The sequence below is a fragment of the Frankia sp. CcI156 genome (assembly GCF_001983015.1).
In the GTDB taxonomy this organism is placed as follows: Bacteria; Actinomycetota; Actinomycetes; order Frankiales; family Frankiaceae; genus Frankia; species Frankia casuarinae.
In genome coordinates this window covers 270,256-290,603 of sequence record NZ_MOMD01000001.1, presented here as the reverse complement: position 1 = coordinate 290,603, position 20,348 = coordinate 270,256, and the positions used below count along the sequence as shown (strand labels likewise).

Genomic DNA, 20,348 nt, shown 5'->3' with positions numbered 1-20,348 from the left:
GCGCGCCCATCGGCGCTCACGACCGACACACGAGTACCACTTGCCATGTGTGACCAAGGGGTGGTACCGGTTGTGCTGGCGTACGCGCGTGCGCTGCTGACCGGGTCGGAGCAGGGGCGGACCGCCTACCTGGCGGCGGATCTCCGGGACCCCGGGCTCATCCTCGATGCCGCCGAGCTCCGCGGCGTGCTCGACTTCCACCGGCCGATTGCGCTGTTCCTCGTCGCGGTCCTGCACTTCCTGACCGGCGCCGACCAACCGCGTGCGCTGGTGCGCAGGCTGCTGGACGGTCTGCCGTCCGGCAGCTACCTGGTCGTGTCCCACGCGACCGGCGACCAGGCACCCCCAGGGGTCGGCGCGATCGTCGAGACCTACGCGACCACGGCCGCGCCGCTCGTTCTCCGCGGCCTCGCGGACGTCTGCCGCTTCTTCGACGGGACGGATGTCCTCGACCCGGGCGTGGTGCGCCTACCGCTGTGGAAGCCGGACACGCCACCCACGGACCCGGAAACCGTCTGGGTCTACGGCGGTGCAGGACGGAAGCCCTGACCGCTCGCGGCGGCTCCGGATGGCCCAGTGCAAGACCGGATGGCATCTCGACGACGAACCGATCCCCGACCCGGATCCGCCGTCCGACGACGCCAAGGCACTTGCCGTGCTGCGGGCGGACCTGGAGGAAGCCCGCGGTGAGGTCCTGGCGGCCGGCGACCTCGGGCAGGTCGGCGAGATCGACGAACTGATCGGCCAGGTGGACCGGGAACTGTCAGATCTGGGCGTGCGGGGCCGGATCGCGCCGGCCGACCGGGACCGGCCGCGCCGCGTCCGCTCGACCCGTCGTCGCCAGGATGCCCCCGATCTGCCCCGGCTGCCCGTTGAGCGGCGCACGGTCGGGCGGACGTTCACCGCGCCGGACGGGACGGTGTGGCGGCCGTCGATGTTCCTGACCCTGACCTGTGCCTCGTACGGGCGGGTGCACTCCGACGGCACGCCGGTGGACCCGGCCTCCTACGACTACCGGCAGGCGGCACGGGACGCGATCCACTTCCCGAAGCTGCTGGATCGGTTCTGGCAGAACCTGCGCCGCGCGGTCGGCTGGGATGTCCAGTACTTCGCCGCGCTGGAACCCCAACGGCGTCTCGCCCCGCACCTGCACGCCGCGATCCGCGGCACCATCCCGCGGACCATGCTGCGGCTGGTGGCGGCGGCCACCTACCACCAGGTCTGGTGGCCAGCGACGGACCGGCCGGTCTACGACGATCAGCATCTGCCCGTCTGGGACGACACCATCGGCGCCTACCTCGACCCCGACGCCGGCGACCCGCTGCCCTCGTGGGATGCGGCGCTCGACGCGATCGGTGAGGACGACGAACCCGCGCACGTCGTGCGGTTCGGTCCGCAACTCCAGGCGGACGGGGTGACGGCGAACTCGGTGAACACCGGCCGGATGATCGGCTATCTCACCAAGTACCTGACGAAGACCCTCGACACCTGTCACGAGATCAGCAGTGACCGGCAGCGGGCGCATGTGGAGCGGCTCGCCGATGCCCTGCGCTACGAACCCTGCTCCCCGACGTGCGCGAACTGGCTGCGCTACGGCATCCAACCCCGCAACCCCCGGCGCGGCCTCACCCCCGGACGGTGCACCGGCAAAGCCCACCGGCGCGAAACCCTCGGCTTCGGCGGCCGGCGGGTGCTGGTCTCCCGCCGCTGGTCTGGCAAGACCCTCACCGACCACCGTCGTGATCGGGTCGTCTTTATCCGCCAGCAGCTCGCGGCACTGGGCGCCACTGGCACCGGACCGGCCGCGCCCGAGGACGATCCGACCCGCATCGCCTGGACGCTGCTACGCCCCGGGGACCCGGCCGCACCCCGCCGCGAGCATCTGATCTTGCATGCCATCGCCCAACGGCACGCCTGGCGCGCACAGCTCGGAATCGGCACCGAGGAAGGGGCCGGCGGGGATTCGGCAACAGGGCCGCCGCTGGCGGACGCAGCCTGACCCCACCCCGGCAAGCCCCTGGAGAGCCTGCGTGACCAAGCTCCTGCTCACCCCGACGGAAGCCGCTGACCTGCTCGGCGTCAGCCGCAGCACCGTCTACGAACTGCTGAACAGCGGCGACCTCGAATCCGTCCGCATCGGCCGTGCCCGCCGGATCCCCTCCGCCTCGCTGCTCGCCTTCGTCCACCGGCTCCGCGGCCTCGACGACGGACAGGCAGCATGATCACCCTCACYGGCCGTCGGGCGGGGGCAGGTCGGGGCGGTGTTCGGCAATCCATGCCTCCACATCGACGGTCCGCCAGATGTGACCGGCGGCCAGGGAGGCATACGGCGCGGGGAACGACGGGTCTTCCTTCAGAAGCTGGTTCACCCGCGTCCGCCCGACCCCCAACCGGCGGGCGATCTCCGCCGCTCCCATGAGCGGTTGCGTCATACCCCGCAATCTACTGGACGACCGTCCAGCGCCACGTGTACCGTGGATGTCGCTGGACGGTCGTCCAGTCGCGTTGAGGCGGTTCCGGCCGAGTGCGGCAACACCCGACCGGAACCTTGGCCCCTTCCTGCGCGAACAGGAGAGAGACCCATGCCCATCTTCCCGTCCGACGCCCCGGATCCCGACCGAACCCCCGGCGGAGACGTGCCGCTGATCGTGGCCAGCATCGTCCGGCCCGGCGTCTATGCGCTGACGCTGCGTCCTGGTGCTGATGCCCGCGAGATCGCCGAGGTCCTCGCCTGCATGCCGGTCGACGCCTTCCTGACCGAGCACGTCGGCGACATCGACCTGACCATGGTCTTCCGGACAGTGCCCGACGGCAGGGAACCTGATCCCACCGGGGGCGTCACCCCGACGGCACCGGCGGCGGCACGCGGAACCCGCCCGTAGCGGTTCTTCTGCCCCACCCATTTTTCTTCCGTTCTCTGGTGGCGCCTCAATCTGTCGGGGCGGTGGACGGGTCCAGGGTCGGCCATAGGCCGATCGCGTAGCGACGCGATAGCGCCCTGGACGCGGCCGGCGACCCGGCAGACCATCCCAGCGCCAGAGAACGGAAACCCCAACTCGCGCCGGACCACGCGACTCGCGACCCGCGCCCGTTCTTTCGGCAAGGAGCCAGAACCACCATGCCCACCAACACCCCACGGCGGGTGACCCTCATGCAGGCGCTGCATGACCACCTCGACCGCGCCGACCGCGGCCAGGGACGCGGTTACCCGCAGTCGGACGGAGAGACCAAGTTCGCCTGCGACATGGAAGACAGCCCCTACGGCTGCCCATGGTGCGACGCCGTCGAATGGCCCGACGGCAACCCCCTGGACGTGGCCTGATGGCCGAGGGTAAGGGCAGCAGACGCGGCAACGGCGAAGGCTCGATCTACCGGTACCGCAACGGTTGGGCCGGTCAGATCAGTATGCCGGACGGCACCCGGCCGACGTTCTACGGCAAGACGAAGGACGACGTCCGAGGGAAGATCATTGCCGCGCTCCGGGCGGTGCAGGACGGGGTGCCGCTGGTCACGACACGGATGACGGTGGCCGAATATCTCGATCAGTGGGTGACCATCGTTCTGCCTTCCCGCGTGGTCGCCGGAACGCTCGCCGAGTCAACGGYCGAGTCGTATGCCGATCAGGTCCGGCTGCATATCACGCCGATCCTCGGCCGTCACGAGCTGCGCAAGCTGTCCACCGCGCACGTCCGCCACTGGATGACGCGCAAGCTCACGGAACCGTCGTCCGCGGGTCTGGCGCAGTGCGCGGCCTGGGAGGCTGAGGCGGCCCGCAAGGCGGCAGAACGCGCGAAAGAGAAGAAGACTCGCCCGGCTCGACGCGCGACAGCACAGAAGAAGGCTCCGRCACCGAGCGAACGCAAGCCCGTCAAGCCGCTGTCGGYCCGGTCGGTGCGCTACCTGCTGGTGATCCTCACCGCGGCGTTGAATGACGCGGTCCGGGAGGAACTRCTGACCCGGAACGTCGCCGCTCTCGTCCAGCCGCCGAGGAAGGCCGATGCGCCGATACGGGCGCTCACCGAGGAAGAAGCCCGTCGGGTTGTCGCGGTCGCGCTCGTGGACCGGATGTCCGCGCTGTGGCTGGTGCTGCTGGCGCTCGGGCTGCGCAAGGGGGAAGCGCTCGCGCTGCGCTGGGATGCGCTCGACCTTGATGCGGGCACGGTCGCCGTGGTGCGCAAGCAGCGGCGTCGCAAGGCGGGAATTGATCCGGAGACCGGCCGGCAGCGCTGGGAACTCGTCGAAGAGGAAGCCCTGAAGACGAAGGGTTCAAAGGCGGTTCTCGCACTGCCCGACATGGTCGTCACGATGCTCCGTGAGCACCGGTGGCGGCAGGACGACGCGAAAGCCGACCTCAGCGCCAAAGCGGACCAGGCGGAAAAGGACCTGGCGGCGCTGGCCGCGCAGAACCTCCCCGAGGGGGTGTCCGGGACTCCGGCGGACCTGAAGGTCATCCGGTGGGAAGACCCCGGACTGGTGTTCACTACCGCACTCGGGCGGAAGGTCGACCCGCGCAACGTCAACCGGTGGTGGGACGCGGTGTGTGAGCGGGCTGAGGTGCGGCACACCCGCGTGCACGATCTCCGCCACACGGCGGCGACGATGCTGTTCCGGGCCGGCGTCGACCTGAACGAGATTCGYGCGCTTCTGCGTCACACCCGCCTTGGCACCACCGCGGACATCTACGTTGACGTTCTGGCGGACGTCCGGCGGGGGACGGCCCGCAGCATGGACGACATCCTCACCCGGCTCCGGAACCCGACCACCGCTACGGAGAGTGAGGCAGACGAGGGTGCCGCCTGAGTCGTCCCGCAGTACCGTTCGCCAACTGCAGTATGAACTGCAGTACACGAGGTCTTGAAAGCGGCAGAGCCCCGCACCTTGGATGGGGGTGCGGGGCTCTGGCCTGTCTCAACCGTGCGTGCGCTCGGAGGGACTCGAACCCCCAACCTTCTGATCCGTAGTCAGATGCTCTGTCCGTTGAGCTACGAGCGCGATCTGCCACCGTGGTGGCCGGCGGTGCCAGCTTACAGCACCCGACGGGTGGCACCGATCCCCCGAGGGGGATGTAGCTTTCCGTAGTTCATCATGTGCTTATTGTGTGGACAGATGTGGGGTCATCGTCGAATCGGCAGCTGCGGCACCGGCAGGAGGAGTTGCCGGTGGGGCGCGCGGCGGACGGTCAACCGCTGACCGTCCGCCGCGGCGGGAGGCGGCGCAGTACGACCTCCCTGAGCCGGCGATCCTCCGCCTCGGCGGGCAGTTCGCGTGCCCGCACCGGGAGGTGCGTGTCCGAGAGCATGACCAGACGCACCCCGCCAGTATCCGACGCGACGGCCGCGGGAACGCCATCGTGCCCGATCGGGCGGGCACGTTCGCGCCCGCTGCCGAGAGGTCCTCATGGTCGAGCGGTCCTCATAGTGACATCGGGATGTCATCGGGTGTCGTCGATCATAATTGGATTTATGTAACTTAATTAGATTTTATGTATCGTAATTAGATCTGTCGAAGCATAATTGGATGCCGCCAGAGCGTTGTTCGATCTTATCGGGTATCGTCGCATGGAGCAATGATGCGTAACGATCCGGGGCGCAGGGTAATTCTCCTCGCGGCGTGCGCATCATGAAGATCGACGGCTGGAGATCATCCTGATGGATCCGGGCGGCGTGCGCCGCGCGACTCGGAGCCAGCCCTTCGATGCCCAAGTACTGTTCCGTGCCCGGGCGGCGAYGATGAGCTCGCTGTTCCTGCTGGCTCTGCTGCTTGCGAGCTGGGCGCCGCGTATACCGCAAATCAAGGAGGGGCTCGAACTCGGCGACGGGCAGCTCGGTCTGACCCTGCTCGGCGCCCCGATCGGGGCGGTTCTGACACTGTGGCTGATCGGTCTGGCGGTCACCCGCTACGGCAGCATCACCATGGTGCGAGCAGGTTTGCCCGCCTACTGCGCCACCGGTCTTCTGGTCCCGCTCGTCGAGGGACCCTGGTCTCTGTTCGCCCTGCTCGCCCTGTGGGGGGCGACCAGCAGCTGCCTCGACATCTCCCTGAACACCCAGGCCGTGGGGATTGAGCGCTGCTACCAGCGGCCGATCATGACCTCCGCCCATGCGGCGTGGACGGCGGGTGCCCTGTCCGGGGCCGGGATCGGTTCGGCGGCGGCCGCTCTGAGTGTCCCGATCGGCGTGCAGTTCGCGGTGCTCGGCGGGTTGGGTCTCGCTGCCGCCCTACCCGCCACGGCCTGGATGCTGCCCGACGGCGCTGCACCGGAAGTCGCGCCGGGGGACGGGCGAGATGGCTGGGACGGGGACAGCGACAGAGCGATGCCCCGGGGTCCCGTCGGCACCGGCAGCCGTGCCCGGCCGTTCGTCGCACTGTGCGTCATCGCCTTCGGTAGTTTCCTCTGCGAAGGTGTGGCAGCGGACTGGAGCGCCGTCTACCTCACCGATGTGGCCGGAGCGGCCGTCGGAATCGCGGGTATCGGCTTTGTGGCCTTCACCTCCTGCATGTTCGTCGTGCGCCTGTTCGGGGACCGCGCCATGGCACGGTTCGGCCCGACCCGAACGGTCCGCGGCCTCGCCGTGACCGCGATGGTGGGATTCGCGCTCATGCTTGCGCTCGGTTCCTCGGCGTTCGGCACGGTCGGGGGAATCGTCGGATTCGGAACGCTCGGCGTCGGCACCGCCTGCGTGCTGCCCGCGGTGTTCTCCGCGACGGGGCGGCTTGGATCTTCGACGGGCAGCTCCATCGCCGTGGTCGGCACGGTCGGGTATGTCGGATGGTTGTGCGGGCCGGCTCTCATCGGTGGGCTCGCCGAGCTGGCGGGCCTGCAGTTCGCCATGGTCGTCGTGTTCGTCCTGCTCGTTGCGATCACGGTTTGCGCGTCGGCGCTGCGCGGTCCCGATTCTCCTGCTGCGGCTGCCGAGTTCACTGCGGACCCCGGTACCTCGGAGATCTCCGGGGTACCCAAGATCCCCGAGGTCGGCTAGCGTCACCGGCGACCAGCGACCAGCCATCAGGCCGGGTCCTCTGCCGGCTGCCCCGGAAGCGGAAACGGGCACTACCGCCGGCCGCGACGGAATCCGGGCAGCAGGGTCTGCACCAGTGCGTCCGTCTCGGCCTCGGCCCGCCCGCCGCGACGCACCCCGCCGACACCGATAGTTCGGTACATCTCCGTTGCCACAGCCTGCAGAGTCCGGCGATCACCCCGTGCGGCGACCGTGCGCAGCAGGTCCCGCCAGAGCACTTCGGAGGTCGGCACGGCCCGTAGCCCGGTGCGGCAGGCCGCCATCGCCGTCATCGTGTCACCGAAGTCCAACGTCAGCTGGGCGAGGCGATGCGCCACGTCGACCACGCCCGCCCGGGTGCTTCGGGCGATTGGCCCGGTGGTCGCCCAGCGGTACCGCCCGGCAGGCAGATCCGTCCACAGGGGACCGCTGACCATCCGCAGGGCTGTCGTCAGATCCGCCTCGGCGTCGCTGCCCGGCAGACCGGCCCGGTGGGTGTAGGCCACGAAGAGTTCCCAGTCGCAGCGCACATCCGGACTCAGCCACCACCGGCCATCCGGGCCGATCATGATCCGAGGCAAGCCGCTGGCATCGGTCCCCAGCCACTGGCGCGCTTCGGTCAACGCGGCGTCGGCGATCTCCTCCGTGGTGTCGGATGGCCAGATCTCCTCGGCGAGGAGCCGACTGCCCACGCCTTCCCGGTGCAGCGCGAGGTAGACGATGACCTCGGTCAACAGGTCGATGCGCTCGGCGGGTGGTCGCCCGGGACCCTCGACGGTGGGCAGTCCGAGAATCCGGACCTGCGCCTCGGCGGGCGCGGTGGGATCGGCGGGCGGCGTGGTTTCGAGCGGCACACGCTGTGGCGCCGCCCCGGGCGTCCCCGTCGGGGGCCGTGAAACGCCGACATCCGGGACGGTGGTATCTCCGTCGGCGTAGCGCGCCCGAGCAGTCTGAGGCGGTGCACGGTGCGCGTCCGCCGCCAGCCGTTCGTTCGGAGGCGGGATCGGCGGCCGGGGTGGGATCGCGGTCCGGTACCCGGTGGTTGGCGGCGGGGGGGCAGGGGGTCCAGGTGGTGCCTCCGTCCCGGGCTGGATCGATTCGGCCGGGACGCGGCCCTGCCGGTTCGCTCGCATCCGGGGCGTCTCGAAGTAGACCACGGGTGGTACCCGTGGGATATCCGTCGGGTGGATGAGCGGTCGCCCCGGATGGGCCAGCAGACCGGCGGCTTCGGGGGCGTCGCCGGTGTCCGTGGTGGTCGGTAGGAMGGGACCGGCCGATGCGGTCCTTCGCGGAGGGCTGGGAGGCTTGGGCGTGGGCGGCGGGGGTTCGGTGGGGAGCCGGCGGCCGTTCGAGGGCGGTCGCGTCGGATCGTCGTCCGGCGGGGAAATGGTGGGTGGGAATCCGGTGCCGGGCAGGACCGCGGCGCGACCGTGCATGTCCTGCGGTTCCGCTCCGCGTGGCTCCGGTGTGGCAGAGCCGGGGTCGGGGAGTGGGCCTGCCGGAGTGGGGACGGTCGAGAGCGGCTGGGGGAAGGCAGGCCCGGTGAGGGCTGAGAGTTTCGGCGTCCAGGGCAGCGCCCCGGGCATGGAGCCGCGTTGTGAGGGTGGCCTTGTCGGCTCGTCGGGCCGGGTAGTTGCCGGCCCGGTCGCGGTGGGTCCGGCGACGATCGGTCCGGCGGGCGGCTGTGATACGGGGGGTGGTGGGGGGCCCTCGTCCGGCAGACTCTCGTCCGGCAGGCTGCCCGAGGCCCGGGCGGGAGATCCCGCCGCATCGGCCCGATGGAACAGCGCGGTGATCGAGGTGTACTCGGTCATGCTCAGAGCCTGCGCCCGTACCTGGACGCCGAGAACGCCGAGGGACACGCGGCGGTCCGACTCGACCGTGAAGCGCCAGCGGGCGGCCGGGGTGTCGCCGACGGTGAGGACTCCCACGGCGTCGTCCCGCCCGTTCGCCATCCTGGTCAACCGGGCGACGTCGGCGGCTGCGGGAGGGGCCGCGAGAATGAGTAGATCGGGTGCCAGCGCCCGTAGATTGCCGGTGACCCGATCGCGGCCGCCCGCGGTGACGGTCGGCGGGTCTGCCGGTGCCGGATCGACGCCGGTGCGACCGGCGTCGTCCTGTGGTCCGGCGAGTTCGTCGAGGACGGCGCTCAGGTCGTCCGCTGTCCAGACCCGAGCGGGTGCGATCGTCGTCAGGTCGGCTCCGGTGTCGGCCGGGAAACCCACCAGACAGACCCGCAGATCATCCGACCACACGTTGGTTCCCAGCTCGATMGCCACGGCGATCGCGACCTCCGTCGCGACGTCCAGGTCGCCGATCAGGCTGATGATGCCCGGAGCGCCTTCCAGGTCGACGAGAATGCGTGACCCGGCGTCGTCCCGGCCGAAGGTGACGAGGGCCGGGAACGGAGCCGGCACGCCGGCCGTCATCTGGGCGATCATCTGGGCCGGCTGGTCACCGGGCAGACCGGGCATCCGCTCGATCCGCCAGGACCCGGGCGCCTCGCCAACGGTCCATGGGGGCGGTGGAGGCTCCTCCTCCGCGGGTGCCATGTGCAGGATCAGCAGGTCGTCGGTGAGGATCGCCGCGTACACCGGGGGAAGCAGACGTCCCAGATCGGTCAGGCCGGCAGACAGAACGCGCAGTGAGCGGTCGACAAATCGGGCGGCATCCGTGTCGGCGGCCAGGAGCAGCGCGCGCTCTGTCTCGTCCTCCGGGGGGCTCGCCGGCCCCGCCCGGCGTGTGGACAACGCCACCATGACTCCGGCGGCGAGCAGGCTGGCGGCTGCTATCCCCAGCAGACCCTGGGAGGACGGTCCGAAGGAGTCGGACGTGAGCAGGCCGGGTGTAGTGGGGCCACCGGTGACCACCGCGGTGTTCCGCGCCGAGACGACCGGGGCCGTGTCATCCAGGACTGCCAGCGCACGAGAGGCGCCGAGACGACCGTCGCTGTCCCCCGGCCCGGGGTCTTCGAAATCGGGATAGCTGGGTTCTGGATCATCGAGGCCCGGGTCGCCGGGGCCGTGGTTGTCGAGGTCAGTGAGGTCGTAGCCGCCGGGGGTGGGGGGCGCGGTACCCGTTTCGGCGGCAGGCCATCCCGGGACGGAGTCCGGTACATGCAGTGTCTGCAGGCCCTCGCCCTGCGCGTCGGCGGGCAGCAGCAGCACCCAGCCGGCATGGATGAGCGATGGCTTGGACAGCGTGCGGCCGTCCGGCTGGGCACGACCCTCGTTGAGGTCGAAGATCTCCCGATACCGTAGACCGTCACCGAGGAAGCGCTCCGCGATGCCCCAGAGGGTGTCGTGGTGGCGTCCCTCGGCAGGTCGCACCTCGTAGAGCTTCATCATGCGCCCGTTGGGCATGAGCCGGCCGTTCGGATCCGCGATCGGACTGATCAACTCGGCGTGGCGGACACGCGGTGTCATGCGGCCAGYCGGGCCAGCCGGGCTGCTCCCCGGTTCCGGCCGTGACGGCCAGGTCTGCTGGGTCGGTGCGCCGGCGCCGGGATCCGTTGTCGTGGTCACCGGAGCCCGATCACCCCTCGTGAGCGCGGGCGCCCTGTCGTCCGGAGCCGGCCGCGGAGCGACCAGGGCCGCCGAGGTCGTCGATACCGGCATTGCCGTCCCCATCCGGCCGGGCGCAGGCGGAACGGCGGGGGCCCGGGCGTATGTCATCGGGGCGACCAGAACCGTCGTCCCGGAGAACAACACGGATGTGGCGACGAGACGGCGGGCGAGGTTCTGGGGGGCGCCGCCCAGCGGTATCCGCGGGGCGAGGCCGGTACCGCGCAGCTCGGCTCGGCATTCCGCGATGAGACAGGCGGTGAAGTGCAGCCAGGCGGCCCAGAAGAGCAGGGCCAGGATGGCTCGGACGACCGCGCCGGTTCCGTCCCTGCTCTGGAGCGGTGGACCCAGTACCAGGATCAGTACGACCGGAACGCCGAGGACGACACCGGCGATCGCAGCGATGGCCCCGGCTGCGCGCAGCCGTTCCCGAGACCGCAGCTCCGCGGAGACCACCGGCACCGGCTGGCGGGCCGGCACACTCCCGGCCCTGTCATCGACCATCCGATAGGGAGGGTCGCCGGCACGCGGAAGCCGCCGTCGTGACCGCGGTGCCGCCGCCGGAGAGGCGGACGTCATCGATGCCGGCGGCGAGGACGGCCGCGCGGATCGAAGTGGTGTCGATGGTGGCGGGAGCGGCGTGGACATGAACGTCCCCGATCAGGCGCAGGGTCGGGCGCATGGGCACTCCGGGCACGGCCTCGTGCCCGGTTGCGTGGCGCTCATGCTAGGTCGCTGGAAGCCGGTTTCCAGGGCGAAGCAGCAGTTCCCTGACCTTCTTRTGACCATTACCTGGATCCGGTCGATGGTATGTCTCCGCCGTGGATGCCGGCGCTCCAGGCTCTGGACTGGGGCGAGCTGACGGGACTTGCGGGAGYGGCGCCGAGCCGCCTGGATGCCCGCACGTCGATCTCGTGCAGTGGACACCCGGCCTCCTCGCGCTGCTGTGCCTGGACGGCGACAGAAGGACGAACCCGCTGTAATCGTACCAGCGTGGTTGCATAGAGGAAATTTTGAGATGAAAGATCTATGATACATTACTCAAGGTGGGCATCTGATGTCGTTCCGATGCTAAATGTCCAAATTTATTCTTACGTTGAGTTATCCCTAAAAGTGTCCAGTGTCGCGGCGTACCAGGGCAGGCGTATCTTCGATCGACCACCTTGTCCATTCCCGCATCCGCGGAACACCGGCGCTGGCCACACACCGAGGCCGGACCGACCCCGGAGTGGTCTGGTCATCCRGCACTCTGGATCTCGTTCTGAATCTCGGCGAGCCGCGCACGTAGCTGATCCAGCTGGGTGTGCAGTTCGGTGAGGGTCCGGTCGTATCCCGGCCAGACGGTGGTCCGGAAATCGACCGCGCTACGGCCGTCCCAGCTCTCCGGGTCGATCAGTACCTTCGCCGCGGCGCGGAGCTCGTCGAAATGGGTGAGCAGCGGGCCGTTGATGATCGTGGTGAGATCGGCGATGGCGGTCACGGCTTGTGGCGTGYTGCGGACGGTGACATCGGACGGCTGGGTCATGGTGTGCTCCGGTGACGGGGATCTGGACGGCCGTCTCGGCGGCAAAGCGCCTCGATGGCATGGAAGAGAGCGAACGGCGCAGTGGACAGTGGTCCCGGGAGGGCACGGTCCCGGGGGTGATCCGTCAGCTTCCGGCCGCGGCGGTTCGGCGGTTGATCTCGGTGATGCCGCGGGCGAGCTCGGCGAGGTTCGTCCGCAGGTCGGTCAGCGCGCTCTGCACCTCCGGCCAGACCTGAGCACGAAAAACCTGTGCCTTCGGGCCCTCCCAGTTTCGCGGGTCCGCCAACGTATTGCCATGATTGATCAGATTTGTCGTGGTCGCCTGCAGATCGGGTAGCTGTCGGCTCATCCGCCCGGCCGCCTGTTGGGCCGCTGGTGTGGTCACGGTTCGCACGGCATTGTTCCTTTCGGGACTCGAGCAGAGGGGGACGTGAGCAGGTTGGGTGTCGGGGGACAGGCGACCTGGACAGGAAGGACGGCTCCGCGGCGCACCAGCACCCCGCGACCTGGAGGCGCGGGGCCGCCGATCGTGCGGGACAGCCGGACTCCGAGCAGTTCGCCGTCACCCGGCCGCCCCGGGGCCAGGAGCAGCCCGTACCCACCGCGGCGGACGTCGACGAGGAATCCGCGGTACTGGCCCAGCAGCTCCTCGGTCGTACCAGCGACGATCAACACGCCGCCGCCGTCGCGTGCGGCCTGCCAGAAGGCCGCCAGTTCGGCCGCGGCCCGTTCACCGACCAGTTCGGCGTCGTCGACGAGGACGACCAGAGGTTCGTCCCCTGACAGGCCGGTTGGCAGGTCGGTCAGCGACCGGGCGGTGTCGGTCCGACGGGTCTTCGGCGTGACGGCTGACTCACCCCGCCCGCGGCCGCCGTGACGGCCGGTGCTGTTGCTTCCCGCCTCCTCCACGAGGTTCATGGTTCCGTCCAGAACGGCGACGACACCGGGTCGGTGGGCGAGGGAACGAAGGGGCGACGGACGCGGCGTCAACGCGACGATTCGGGCACCCTCGGTAAGGAGGGACAACGCCAGCGTGAGTAGAACGCAACTGCGCCCGGATCGTGGCGGGCCGCTGATCATGAAACCGGGACTGTCGGCATCCAGATCCACCTCGACGATCTCCAGCTCGTCCCCTCCGATTCCGATCGGCACGTGCAGCGAAGATCGATTTTCTGGGCGCATGGCCGCCGCCACGGATCTCCGCGACCGCCCGGGCGCGCGTTCCATCTGCTCGGATGTGACGAGGGAGGGCAGCGCGTCGATCCGGAAAGGACGACGATCGAAGCGCTCCGGCAGCCTTCGCGGCACCTCCACAGATCGGCCCGCATGGGACATCGCCCGAGAGCCCACCGCCCGCAGTGCCGCAACCTGAGCCCGGCCTGTGGGGTCCGCGTCGAGCAGCGCGATCTGTGTCTCCACGGGACTGGGGAACCGACCTCCGACCGCGACCCCACGTCCGGCGGGCAGCGTCCCGGGCACGTCGAACGGGGACAGGCCGGCGAGTGCGTAGTCGGAAGGGTCGGCCATCCRCAGGAGTAGTCGTTCGTCGACGAGCGACGCCAGCCGCCCGATCAACCCTCGTCGATCGGTAGTGATGATCACTCGCAGGCCCACCGCCTGACCTTCGCGCACCAGCCGCAGAAATTGGTCGACGAGTATTCCTCCGTCGACGTCCTCAAACGCGGCCAGAAATCCTTCGAACCGGTCGACGAGCAGCACCAGGTACGGCGATGGGCGCATGGCGTCGCCCGCATCGCCGGGGGACGGCCGCCACGACCGCCGGGCCTCGGCAAGATCCATGAAGCCTTTCCGGGAGAGGATCGTCTGCCGTTCGCTGATCTCATTGGCCAGACGGGCGAGGAGCCTCGCGACCCGCTCGGGATCGTCCCGGCTCACCACGGCACCGGAGTGCGGCAGGTCCTCGAGGGGTGCCAGGGCGTTGCCGCCGCAGTCCAGTCCGTAGAGATGGAGCTCGCCGACGGGCAGGGCGGTGGCGAGGGCGCCGGCAGCGGTGCGCAACACGGTCGAGCGCCCGGTCCGTGGCGAGCCGACGATCATGAGGTGGCCGCCGTGTTCCAGATCGATCGTGAAGGGCAGCTGAAGCTGACGGTCACAGTGATCGGCCAGCCCGATGGCGACGGGAGGGAGCCGAACGAGACCGTCCGCGTGGAGCCYGGGGGATCCGCTGGAGCCCGCCGGACGGTTGGARCCCGCCGGACGGCGGCCGTAGCCATCCGCGGCGATGGTGTGGTCGCTCGGGCCGGTGTGGTCGCTCGGGCCGGTGCGGCCGGCGGTCGCCCCGACGAGAGAGTCGAGGGTAATCCGCTCAGGGAGCGGGGGAAGCCACGGACTGGGTACCGGAGAGATCCCGAGCCTCGTCGAGGCCTCCCGTACTGCCGAGACCAGAGCAGCCAGGTCGGTGCGCGGCTCTGCCAGGGACACGTCTTCCGACGGCGGTCCGTCCGACGGCGCCGGCACCACCTGGGACGTGTCGGCATCCCGACGTGGAGCGTCGTCCGGTTCCGGCCACGGTAGCGGGGTGACCCTGGGCACAGGAATTCCGGACGAGCCGTCTCTGCCTGGTCTGGTGACCGGATCCGGTCCACCGATCCACCCGGTCTGAACGGCTGTCGTGATGCCCGGGCCGGTGCGTACCACCGCCCGACCGGGAGTGGCCGGACTGATCAGGGCAGCGGCCGGGCAGCCGACGACGTCCTCGCTCTCCGCCGCGTCGGTGACCCGCAACGCGATGCGCAGGTTCGTATTCGCCCGGATCTCCGGTGACACCACCCCCGCGGGGCGTTGGGTGGCCAGCAGGAGATGGATCCCGAGCGACCGTCCGCGTTGGGCCAGGTTGACCAATCCGGCGACGAATTCGGGTAGTTCGCGGGCTAGCGTGGCGAATTCGTCGACGACCAGAAGTAGGCGGGGAATCGTCGGACGCTCGATGGGATGATGGAGCAGACGTCGAAAGGCGTCGAGGTCCTTCGCTCCGGCCGCGGCCAACATCCGTTCCCGTCTGCGAAGCTCGGCGCTGAGCGAGCTCAGCGCGCGTCGAACCAGGTGCGGATCGAGGTCGGTGACCATACCGACGGTGTGGGGGAGAGCGGCGCACTCGGCGAACGCGCTGCCTCCCTTGTAGTCAACCAGCACGAAGATCATCTCGTCCGGGCGGTACATCACGGCGTGCGCAGCAATGATCGTCTGCAGCAGTTCGGACTTTCCGGCCCCGGTCGTGCCAGCGACCAGCCCGTGCGGTCCGTCGCGAGAGAGATCGATCGTGAACCTCCCACCCTCACCGATCCCGACTGGTACCGCCCTGCTCGCCGCGCCCCGGGGCGGCTGCGGCACCGATGACCAGAAATCTTGGATCACCTTCGGCGTGGGTGGGTMGGCGCCGAGGATGTCCAGGAGCCGGACGGCGGAGGGAAGGCCCTCGGAGTCGTCGTCACCGGCGTCGCGCAGCGGCGCCAAGGCTCTGGCGACCGACTCACACCAGCCGGCCGCGGAGGCCAGTCCCACGGCATCGACGGCCGGTGCTCCGGCCTGGCCGGTGAGACCGGCCTGGTCGGTGAGACTGGGCAGGCCGGTGAGACCGATAAGGTCTGGGCAGACATGTCTGATCACGGCTGACCGATCCTGCCGCATCAACAACTCGTCGCCGTCCTGTTCGACAACGGCCCGGCATTCGGGCGGAAGGTCCCGGACGTCGGCCTCCAGGCAGATGATGTGGATGCCGACCGCCGGTCCGCCACGTAGCACGGTCGTCATCCCGGGAACGGAGCGCAGCATCCGGGCCCCGTCCAGCACGACCAGGATGTCGGGGGCGGATCTGGGTGCCTCGGGCGGATGGGCGCGGCGACTCTCGATCAAGGATGTAAGTTCGGYGATCCGGCGGGAGCGGCTGACCTCGTCGGCTCCGACGAAAATGGCCTTCTCCTCTACCAACGGCCGACAGTGCGGCAGCCAGCGGATCCATCGCCAGGCATCGACGATGCCTGTGGAGCCAATCAGTAGACAGATCCGGAGATCGCGAGGGCTGTGCAGGACAGCGGCCTGGATCACGAGCCAGCTGCCGAGAAGCTGCGGCAACATGCCCCGACCGGTGACGCCGAGCACTCCCCGCTCGGCCAGAGCAATGACGGCGGGGACATCGGGAGCGACCCAGGCCGGGGGCTGCCGGGGCGTGACGGCGGCAGGGGAGGGGTCCGTGGTCCGGACCCTGCTTGGCAGGTCGGCCGTGCCGAACCTCAGGTGCAGGTGGTCGGGGTCATGACGACRCCGCTCCCACAGCGTCGCAGTCGGTCCCTGAGCGGTGGCGAGCAGACTTGCCGGATCGGGGTGGCTGCGACGACGCTCGGCGCATTCCGCCGCAAGCGCGGCACGAGCCGTGGCCTCGACGTCGTCCCGCTCCTGCCGGTAGCGGGCCATGGCCGCACGGAACTCCCGGCCCTCCCGCCGTCGGCCGCTCACCACGGAGGCGGCCAGGCTCACCGGCGCCAGCACCGCGAAGAGCAGAACGTAGACCGTCCGCAGCAGGGCTGCCATGCCCAGGGCGGCGACAAGCGGCAGCACCGTCGTGAGCACCGGAACCTGAACACGGCGGGGTTCGGCGGGTGCGGCCGGCAGGACAAAGACGGACTCCCGCTCCGGCGGATGCAGGCGAGGCGGACGGTTGACGTCGAGCATGCCAGGAGCGGAGACGGACGGGCGGGTCAGCACCGTGAGCGGTGCGGGCCGCACGAGCAGCAACGTCACCGGGGCGATCCGCACCGCGGCCAGGATGGTGCCGGCAGGCAACGATGGGTGGTCGCCGAGGACGGCCGCACCCGGACCGGCTGTGACGGTGCACCGACCGTCGACCTCGATCCGGATGGTCAGCGCGGGCTCGTCGCTGCTGTGACCCCCTAGCGTGACAGTGCAGCCGGGTCCCGAGCCGACGGTGAACTCACCCGCCGGCAGGTGATGAATGTCGCCCGCCCCGGGTCCGCCGATGATCATCAGGTCGACCAGGCCCGTCCCGCGGACCCGCCGGGACACCACGGCATCAAGGCTCACCACCGCACCCTCACGCAGCGGCGAGGAGGCCAGGGTCGTCTCCGGGTCGAGCGGACGGACGGTACCGGAGACGTTGATCGAGGGCCCGGCCCGCGCCGGTGTGGGAGTACGCCRCTGCGGGCGGACAGCGGCGGCCATCGCCCCGGCCACCGCACGGAGTGGGGTTTCCGGGGCGGCGGCCAGTAGTACGTCCGTGCTGGAATTCCGGGTGGCATCGCGGACGGTGAGGGTGAAACGCATGTATGGAAGATACGGCGTGGAAAAGCGGGAAGCGGGACCGGCCGACGGGGAGTTCTTCTACTTGGTGTTGTGGTCGAAATACGTGGTGGCGCAGAAACCACCATGACGATTCATGGCGAGTCGCGAGGACGATGCTCCCGCCCGACCGTGCGTGCCGTCGCCCGGGTGCGCATCACCTCCGTACCCGCCAGCTCCACCATGGCGTCACCCACCTCGGCAGCGTCGGCCGGGATCGGTAAACCGAGCGCAGGTTCGGGTGAGCGTGCCTGGCCGGTCGGAGACGGCCCGGCCGACAGGGCCACTCCGGCGCTCACTGACATGCTGATCCGATGACCGTGCACGTCCAGCGGTCCGTCCAGGGAGGAGATGAGCCGCTCGGCCAGGGTCGCGGCCTCGGCCGCGGTAACGGGTCCGGTGAGGATGACGAACTCGTCCCCGCCCCAGCGCCCGAGAATGTCGCCGGGGTGGAGTATTTTCGAAAAGCGGCGGGCGGCGGCATCCGGAACGGCATCGCCCATCGGATAGCCGAAGGAGAAATTGACTCGACGAAATGCATCCAGGTCACGGAAGGTCGGGGTCAAACGGTCGGCAGGTCAGCTGCGTCGACGGACAATATGGAATMCCGCCTCGGCCAGAATCATCGGTATCAGCCTGATGGTCTCGTGGTCCTTCTCGCGACTGGGGGCATCAAGGTCGTCCCACGGTACAAGCATGGGATGAGTTTTTCGATCGTTGTCCCGGTGGGGTCCGTACCGCCACCCGTTAGCCTGTCGCTCGACCATCCACCRCTCGTGTTCCCGCTTCGCGAGAATTTCAACCTCGTTGTGCTGCGCGTCGGTCACACTGAAAGAAAAAGGATCGTCTCGGACAGCGCCGGCAACGATTCCACAGCCGATCATGTCGAGTTTTCGGCGGATGTCGCGGGCTTGTTCGTAGTTGGCGTTGCGAAAATCCTCCGAGAGATTTTCCCAGGCGACGAGCGCGCGGTTTTCTTCCGGTCTTTCGCCGGCTTCCATCCGCCGCCGGCAGTAGTCTCGGTGTATTCCTTTGGCGAGCTGTTCGACCTGGGGATCCTGTAGCTGGTCGGGATCGCAGACGCGGTCCAGCAGTGGAAAAACGGTGAGGCCACGGTAGAGGATGTCCAGCGGTCGCGCGCCGTCACCGCTACCGAAGGCCTGCCCGAAGGGAGTCATGCGATCCACCCGAACGATCACCTTGCGGTGTCCGGGCAGCCGGGACACCGCAAGAGCCTTGCGTAACGCCAGTTCCTCGTCTTCGTAGCAGATGAACACCAACTGCATGGCTCCTTCCGGGGCGTATCCATCCAGAAGACCGTTCAGGTCGACCTCGTCGGAACCCGTATCCTGGCAGATGGTGTCTACCATCGCCTCGACGAGGCCATAGCGGGTCTGCAGCAGCCTCAGTACACCGCTGGCATTCTTGTCGATGAGGGTCACCTGCATCCGCGACGTCGCACCTACCTCTCTGCGGCGCCGCGCGAGTTCCAGGAGCAGCTCCCGGCCGAACGGGCCCATGCCCACTATCACGACGGACAGACCAAGGGGCGCGAACGCGATCCGTTCGTCGTCGAGCAGAAGACTTGCACCGAGACGGGCGGTGTTGAAGAACTCGACCGTGAGACGACCGATGTGTTCCCTGCCGAGCAGAAGCGTCCACAGGGCGTCGAGCACGTCAGGATCCGACTCCTCCGCGTAGCATGTCAGCGGGCGGTGGCGCTGGCGTGACACCTGCTCCGCCGCCGCGACGACAGCGGCGTTATATCCGGACGCAGTCCCACACACGTACAGTTGGTCGGCCCGGGCCACGCCAGCCCGCCGTAGCACATCCCCGCGACGCGCATCTCCTCGTAGCAGGACCAGACCAAGACGGCGGGCGTGTTCCGCGATTTCGATACTGTCGACGTCATCGATCAGTACAACCTGGCGGGACGCGGCCCGCAGGCGTTCCGCGAAGGCAAGCGCCGTCGGTCCGCTGCCACAGATGACCGCGTGCCCCCGGGACAGCGTGGCCTGGAGGGCGGCCATCGGTTTGACCAGCGTATCCGCGAGTACATAAGCAGTGGCCGCAGGCGCCAGGAAGCGGGCGATCTCAAAGGAGATCGGGAGACCGACATCATTGGGTAGGTCTGGTGGCTGGACGAAGAAAAGCCCCAGGCTGCCGTAGGCGATGTCGGTGGCGCTGAGGCCGGCGCCGGGGCTTCGGGACAGCTGCCAGAGCCCGACCATCCCCAGACTGAATGCTGAAACCGCGGCAAGCAGACATAGGCGTCGCCAGCCGGCGGGCGGCTGGAACAGTCCGTTGAACATCCAGCGGACGGTCCGCACCGGGTGGCGCATCCGGGAGGACACGACTACCACGGCGCCTTCCATGTTCCGAAAAATGATCAGYAGAACATCATAGAACACGGTGCCTACCAGCCTCCTGTTTCCTCCGCCAGCCAACAGTTCAGCCAGGCCCCGGGACCGGGCGTCGGGAGGTTTCGTCGGGGAGCCGGACCCGTGATTGATCTCTCCCCGATATTCATCGACGAGATATTCCGACGACCGGGAAAGTAGCGGAATCGAGGTCCGCCGGGGTGAGGATTCAGCGGATGAATCAACGGTGGCCGGYGGCCGGCGGCTCGCCGGGCATGGCCCCCTTCCGCAGCACGCGGCGCCGCACTCACACCCACCCCTCTCACCGGTGCCCGGCAGGAACCGGCGGAAGCGGCCACCCTGGCCTGGCGTGTGCCGTGCTCGCCTGCTCCCGGTCTGGGTCGCGCGGCTGGTCCCGGCCTGAGCCGAAAGGCTCCGGACCACGGCGCGGCTCACGCCGCCTTGCCCGGTTGCCGTCAAGAACGTCCCCGTCAGTCATACCCGAAACGTCCCCATCAGCCATACCTGATCGCTACTCAGCCGGGTCAGGATAACGCGAGTGGCGCAACGCCAGCCATCACTCACAGGT

Annotated in this window: 14 protein-coding genes, 1 tRNA gene and 1 pseudogene; 7 read left to right on the top strand and 9 right to left on the bottom strand. The window is 69.1% G+C overall.

The window, feature by feature from the left end:
- The first annotated feature begins 45 nt into the window (after positions 1–45).
- The 3 genes and pseudogenes from CcI156_RS01405 (at position 46) to CcI156_RS01395 (ending at position 2,222) form a co-directional block, all read left to right on the top strand.
- On the top strand, positions 46–549 hold the full coding sequence (locus tag CcI156_RS01405) for an SAM-dependent methyltransferase (protein ID WP_023839870.1): 504 nt from the start codon (positions 46–48) through the stop codon (positions 547–549).
- Between the two features lies 1 nt (position 550).
- Positions 551–1,999 (top strand): annotated as a pseudogene (locus tag CcI156_RS01400) (replication initiator); the annotation flags it as partial.
- A gap of 31 nt (positions 2,000–2,030) precedes the next feature.
- Entirely contained in the window at positions 2,031–2,222 is a 192-nt protein-coding gene (locus tag CcI156_RS01395) for a helix-turn-helix domain-containing protein (RefSeq protein WP_011434870.1), read from the top strand.
- A 6-nt stretch (positions 2,223–2,228) separates the two neighbouring features.
- Here CcI156_RS01395 and CcI156_RS01390 read toward each other — a convergent pair whose 3' ends face one another.
- Positions 2,229–2,432: an AlpA family transcriptional regulator gene (locus CcI156_RS01390; RefSeq protein ID WP_254847224.1), complete on the bottom strand. Its 204-nt coding sequence runs from the start codon at positions 2,430–2,432 to the stop codon at positions 2,229–2,231.
- A gap of 150 nt (positions 2,433–2,582) precedes the next feature.
- Between CcI156_RS01390 and CcI156_RS01385 the strand changes: the two genes are divergently transcribed.
- From CcI156_RS01385 to CcI156_RS01375, 3 genes are all read left to right on the top strand, one after another.
- Complete coding sequence (locus CcI156_RS01385; protein ID WP_023839867.1) at positions 2,583–2,882, top strand: hypothetical protein; 300 nt, start codon at positions 2,583–2,585, stop codon at positions 2,880–2,882.
- A 236-nt stretch (positions 2,883–3,118) separates the two neighbouring features.
- On the top strand, positions 3,119–3,322 hold the full coding sequence (locus tag CcI156_RS01380; protein ID WP_023839866.1) for a hypothetical protein: 204 nt from the start codon (positions 3,119–3,121) through the stop codon (positions 3,320–3,322).
- Positions 3,322–4,800 (top strand): tyrosine-type recombinase/integrase, encoded by a 1,479-nt coding sequence (locus CcI156_RS01375; RefSeq protein ID WP_254847223.1) that lies wholly within the window; start codon positions 3,322–3,324, stop codon positions 4,798–4,800. The genes CcI156_RS01380 and CcI156_RS01375 overlap by 1 nt, the downstream gene beginning before the upstream one ends.
- 119 nt (positions 4,801–4,919) lie before the next feature.
- On the opposite strand, the gene CcI156_RS01370 is transcribed toward CcI156_RS01375, so the two are convergent.
- Positions 4,920–4,992, bottom strand: a tRNA-Arg gene (locus CcI156_RS01370).
- 187 nt (positions 4,993–5,179) lie between these two features.
- Positions 5,180–5,311 (bottom strand): hypothetical protein, encoded by a 132-nt coding sequence (locus tag CcI156_RS27360; RefSeq protein WP_255353900.1) that lies wholly within the window; start codon positions 5,309–5,311, stop codon positions 5,180–5,182.
- 418 nt (positions 5,312–5,729) lie between these two features.
- Here CcI156_RS27360 and CcI156_RS01365 point away from each other — a divergent pair, with 418 nt between their 5' ends.
- Positions 5,730–6,980, top strand: coding sequence for an MFS transporter (locus CcI156_RS01365; protein ID WP_108913745.1), 1,251 nt, complete (start codon positions 5,730–5,732; stop codon positions 6,978–6,980).
- Positions 6,981–7,051: 71 nt separating this feature from the next.
- On the opposite strand, the gene CcI156_RS01360 is transcribed toward CcI156_RS01365, so the two are convergent.
- From CcI156_RS01360 to CcI156_RS01330, 6 genes are all read right to left on the bottom strand, one after another.
- Positions 7,052–11,065: a LysM peptidoglycan-binding domain-containing protein gene (locus CcI156_RS01360; protein ID WP_254847222.1), complete on the bottom strand. Its 4,014-nt coding sequence runs from the start codon at positions 11,063–11,065 to the stop codon at positions 7,052–7,054.
- Positions 11,066–11,798: 733 nt separating this feature from the next.
- Complete coding sequence (locus CcI156_RS01350) at positions 11,799–12,086, bottom strand: hypothetical protein (protein ID WP_076804031.1); 288 nt, start codon at positions 12,084–12,086, stop codon at positions 11,799–11,801.
- Between the two features lie 124 nt (positions 12,087–12,210).
- Positions 12,211–12,480: a WXG100 family type VII secretion target gene (locus CcI156_RS01345; protein ID WP_011434876.1), complete on the bottom strand. Its 270-nt coding sequence runs from the start codon at positions 12,478–12,480 to the stop codon at positions 12,211–12,213.
- Positions 12,468–17,384, bottom strand: a complete 4,917-nt coding sequence (locus CcI156_RS01340) for an FtsK/SpoIIIE domain-containing protein (RefSeq protein ID WP_254847221.1) — start codon at positions 17,382–17,384, stop codon at positions 12,468–12,470. The genes CcI156_RS01345 and CcI156_RS01340 overlap by 13 nt, the downstream gene beginning before the upstream one ends.
- Before the next feature lie 110 nt (positions 17,385–17,494).
- Complete coding sequence (locus tag CcI156_RS01335; protein WP_049760819.1) at positions 17,495–17,965, bottom strand: GGDEF domain-containing protein; 471 nt, start codon at positions 17,963–17,965, stop codon at positions 17,495–17,497.
- 12 nt (positions 17,966–17,977) lie between these two features.
- The gene (locus tag CcI156_RS01330; RefSeq protein WP_139341392.1) at positions 17,978–19,810 is read right to left on the bottom strand and encodes a RyR domain-containing protein; all 1,833 of its coding nucleotides are present in this window, start codon (positions 19,808–19,810) and stop codon (positions 17,978–17,980) included.
- Between the last annotated feature and the right edge of the window lie 538 nt (positions 19,811–20,348).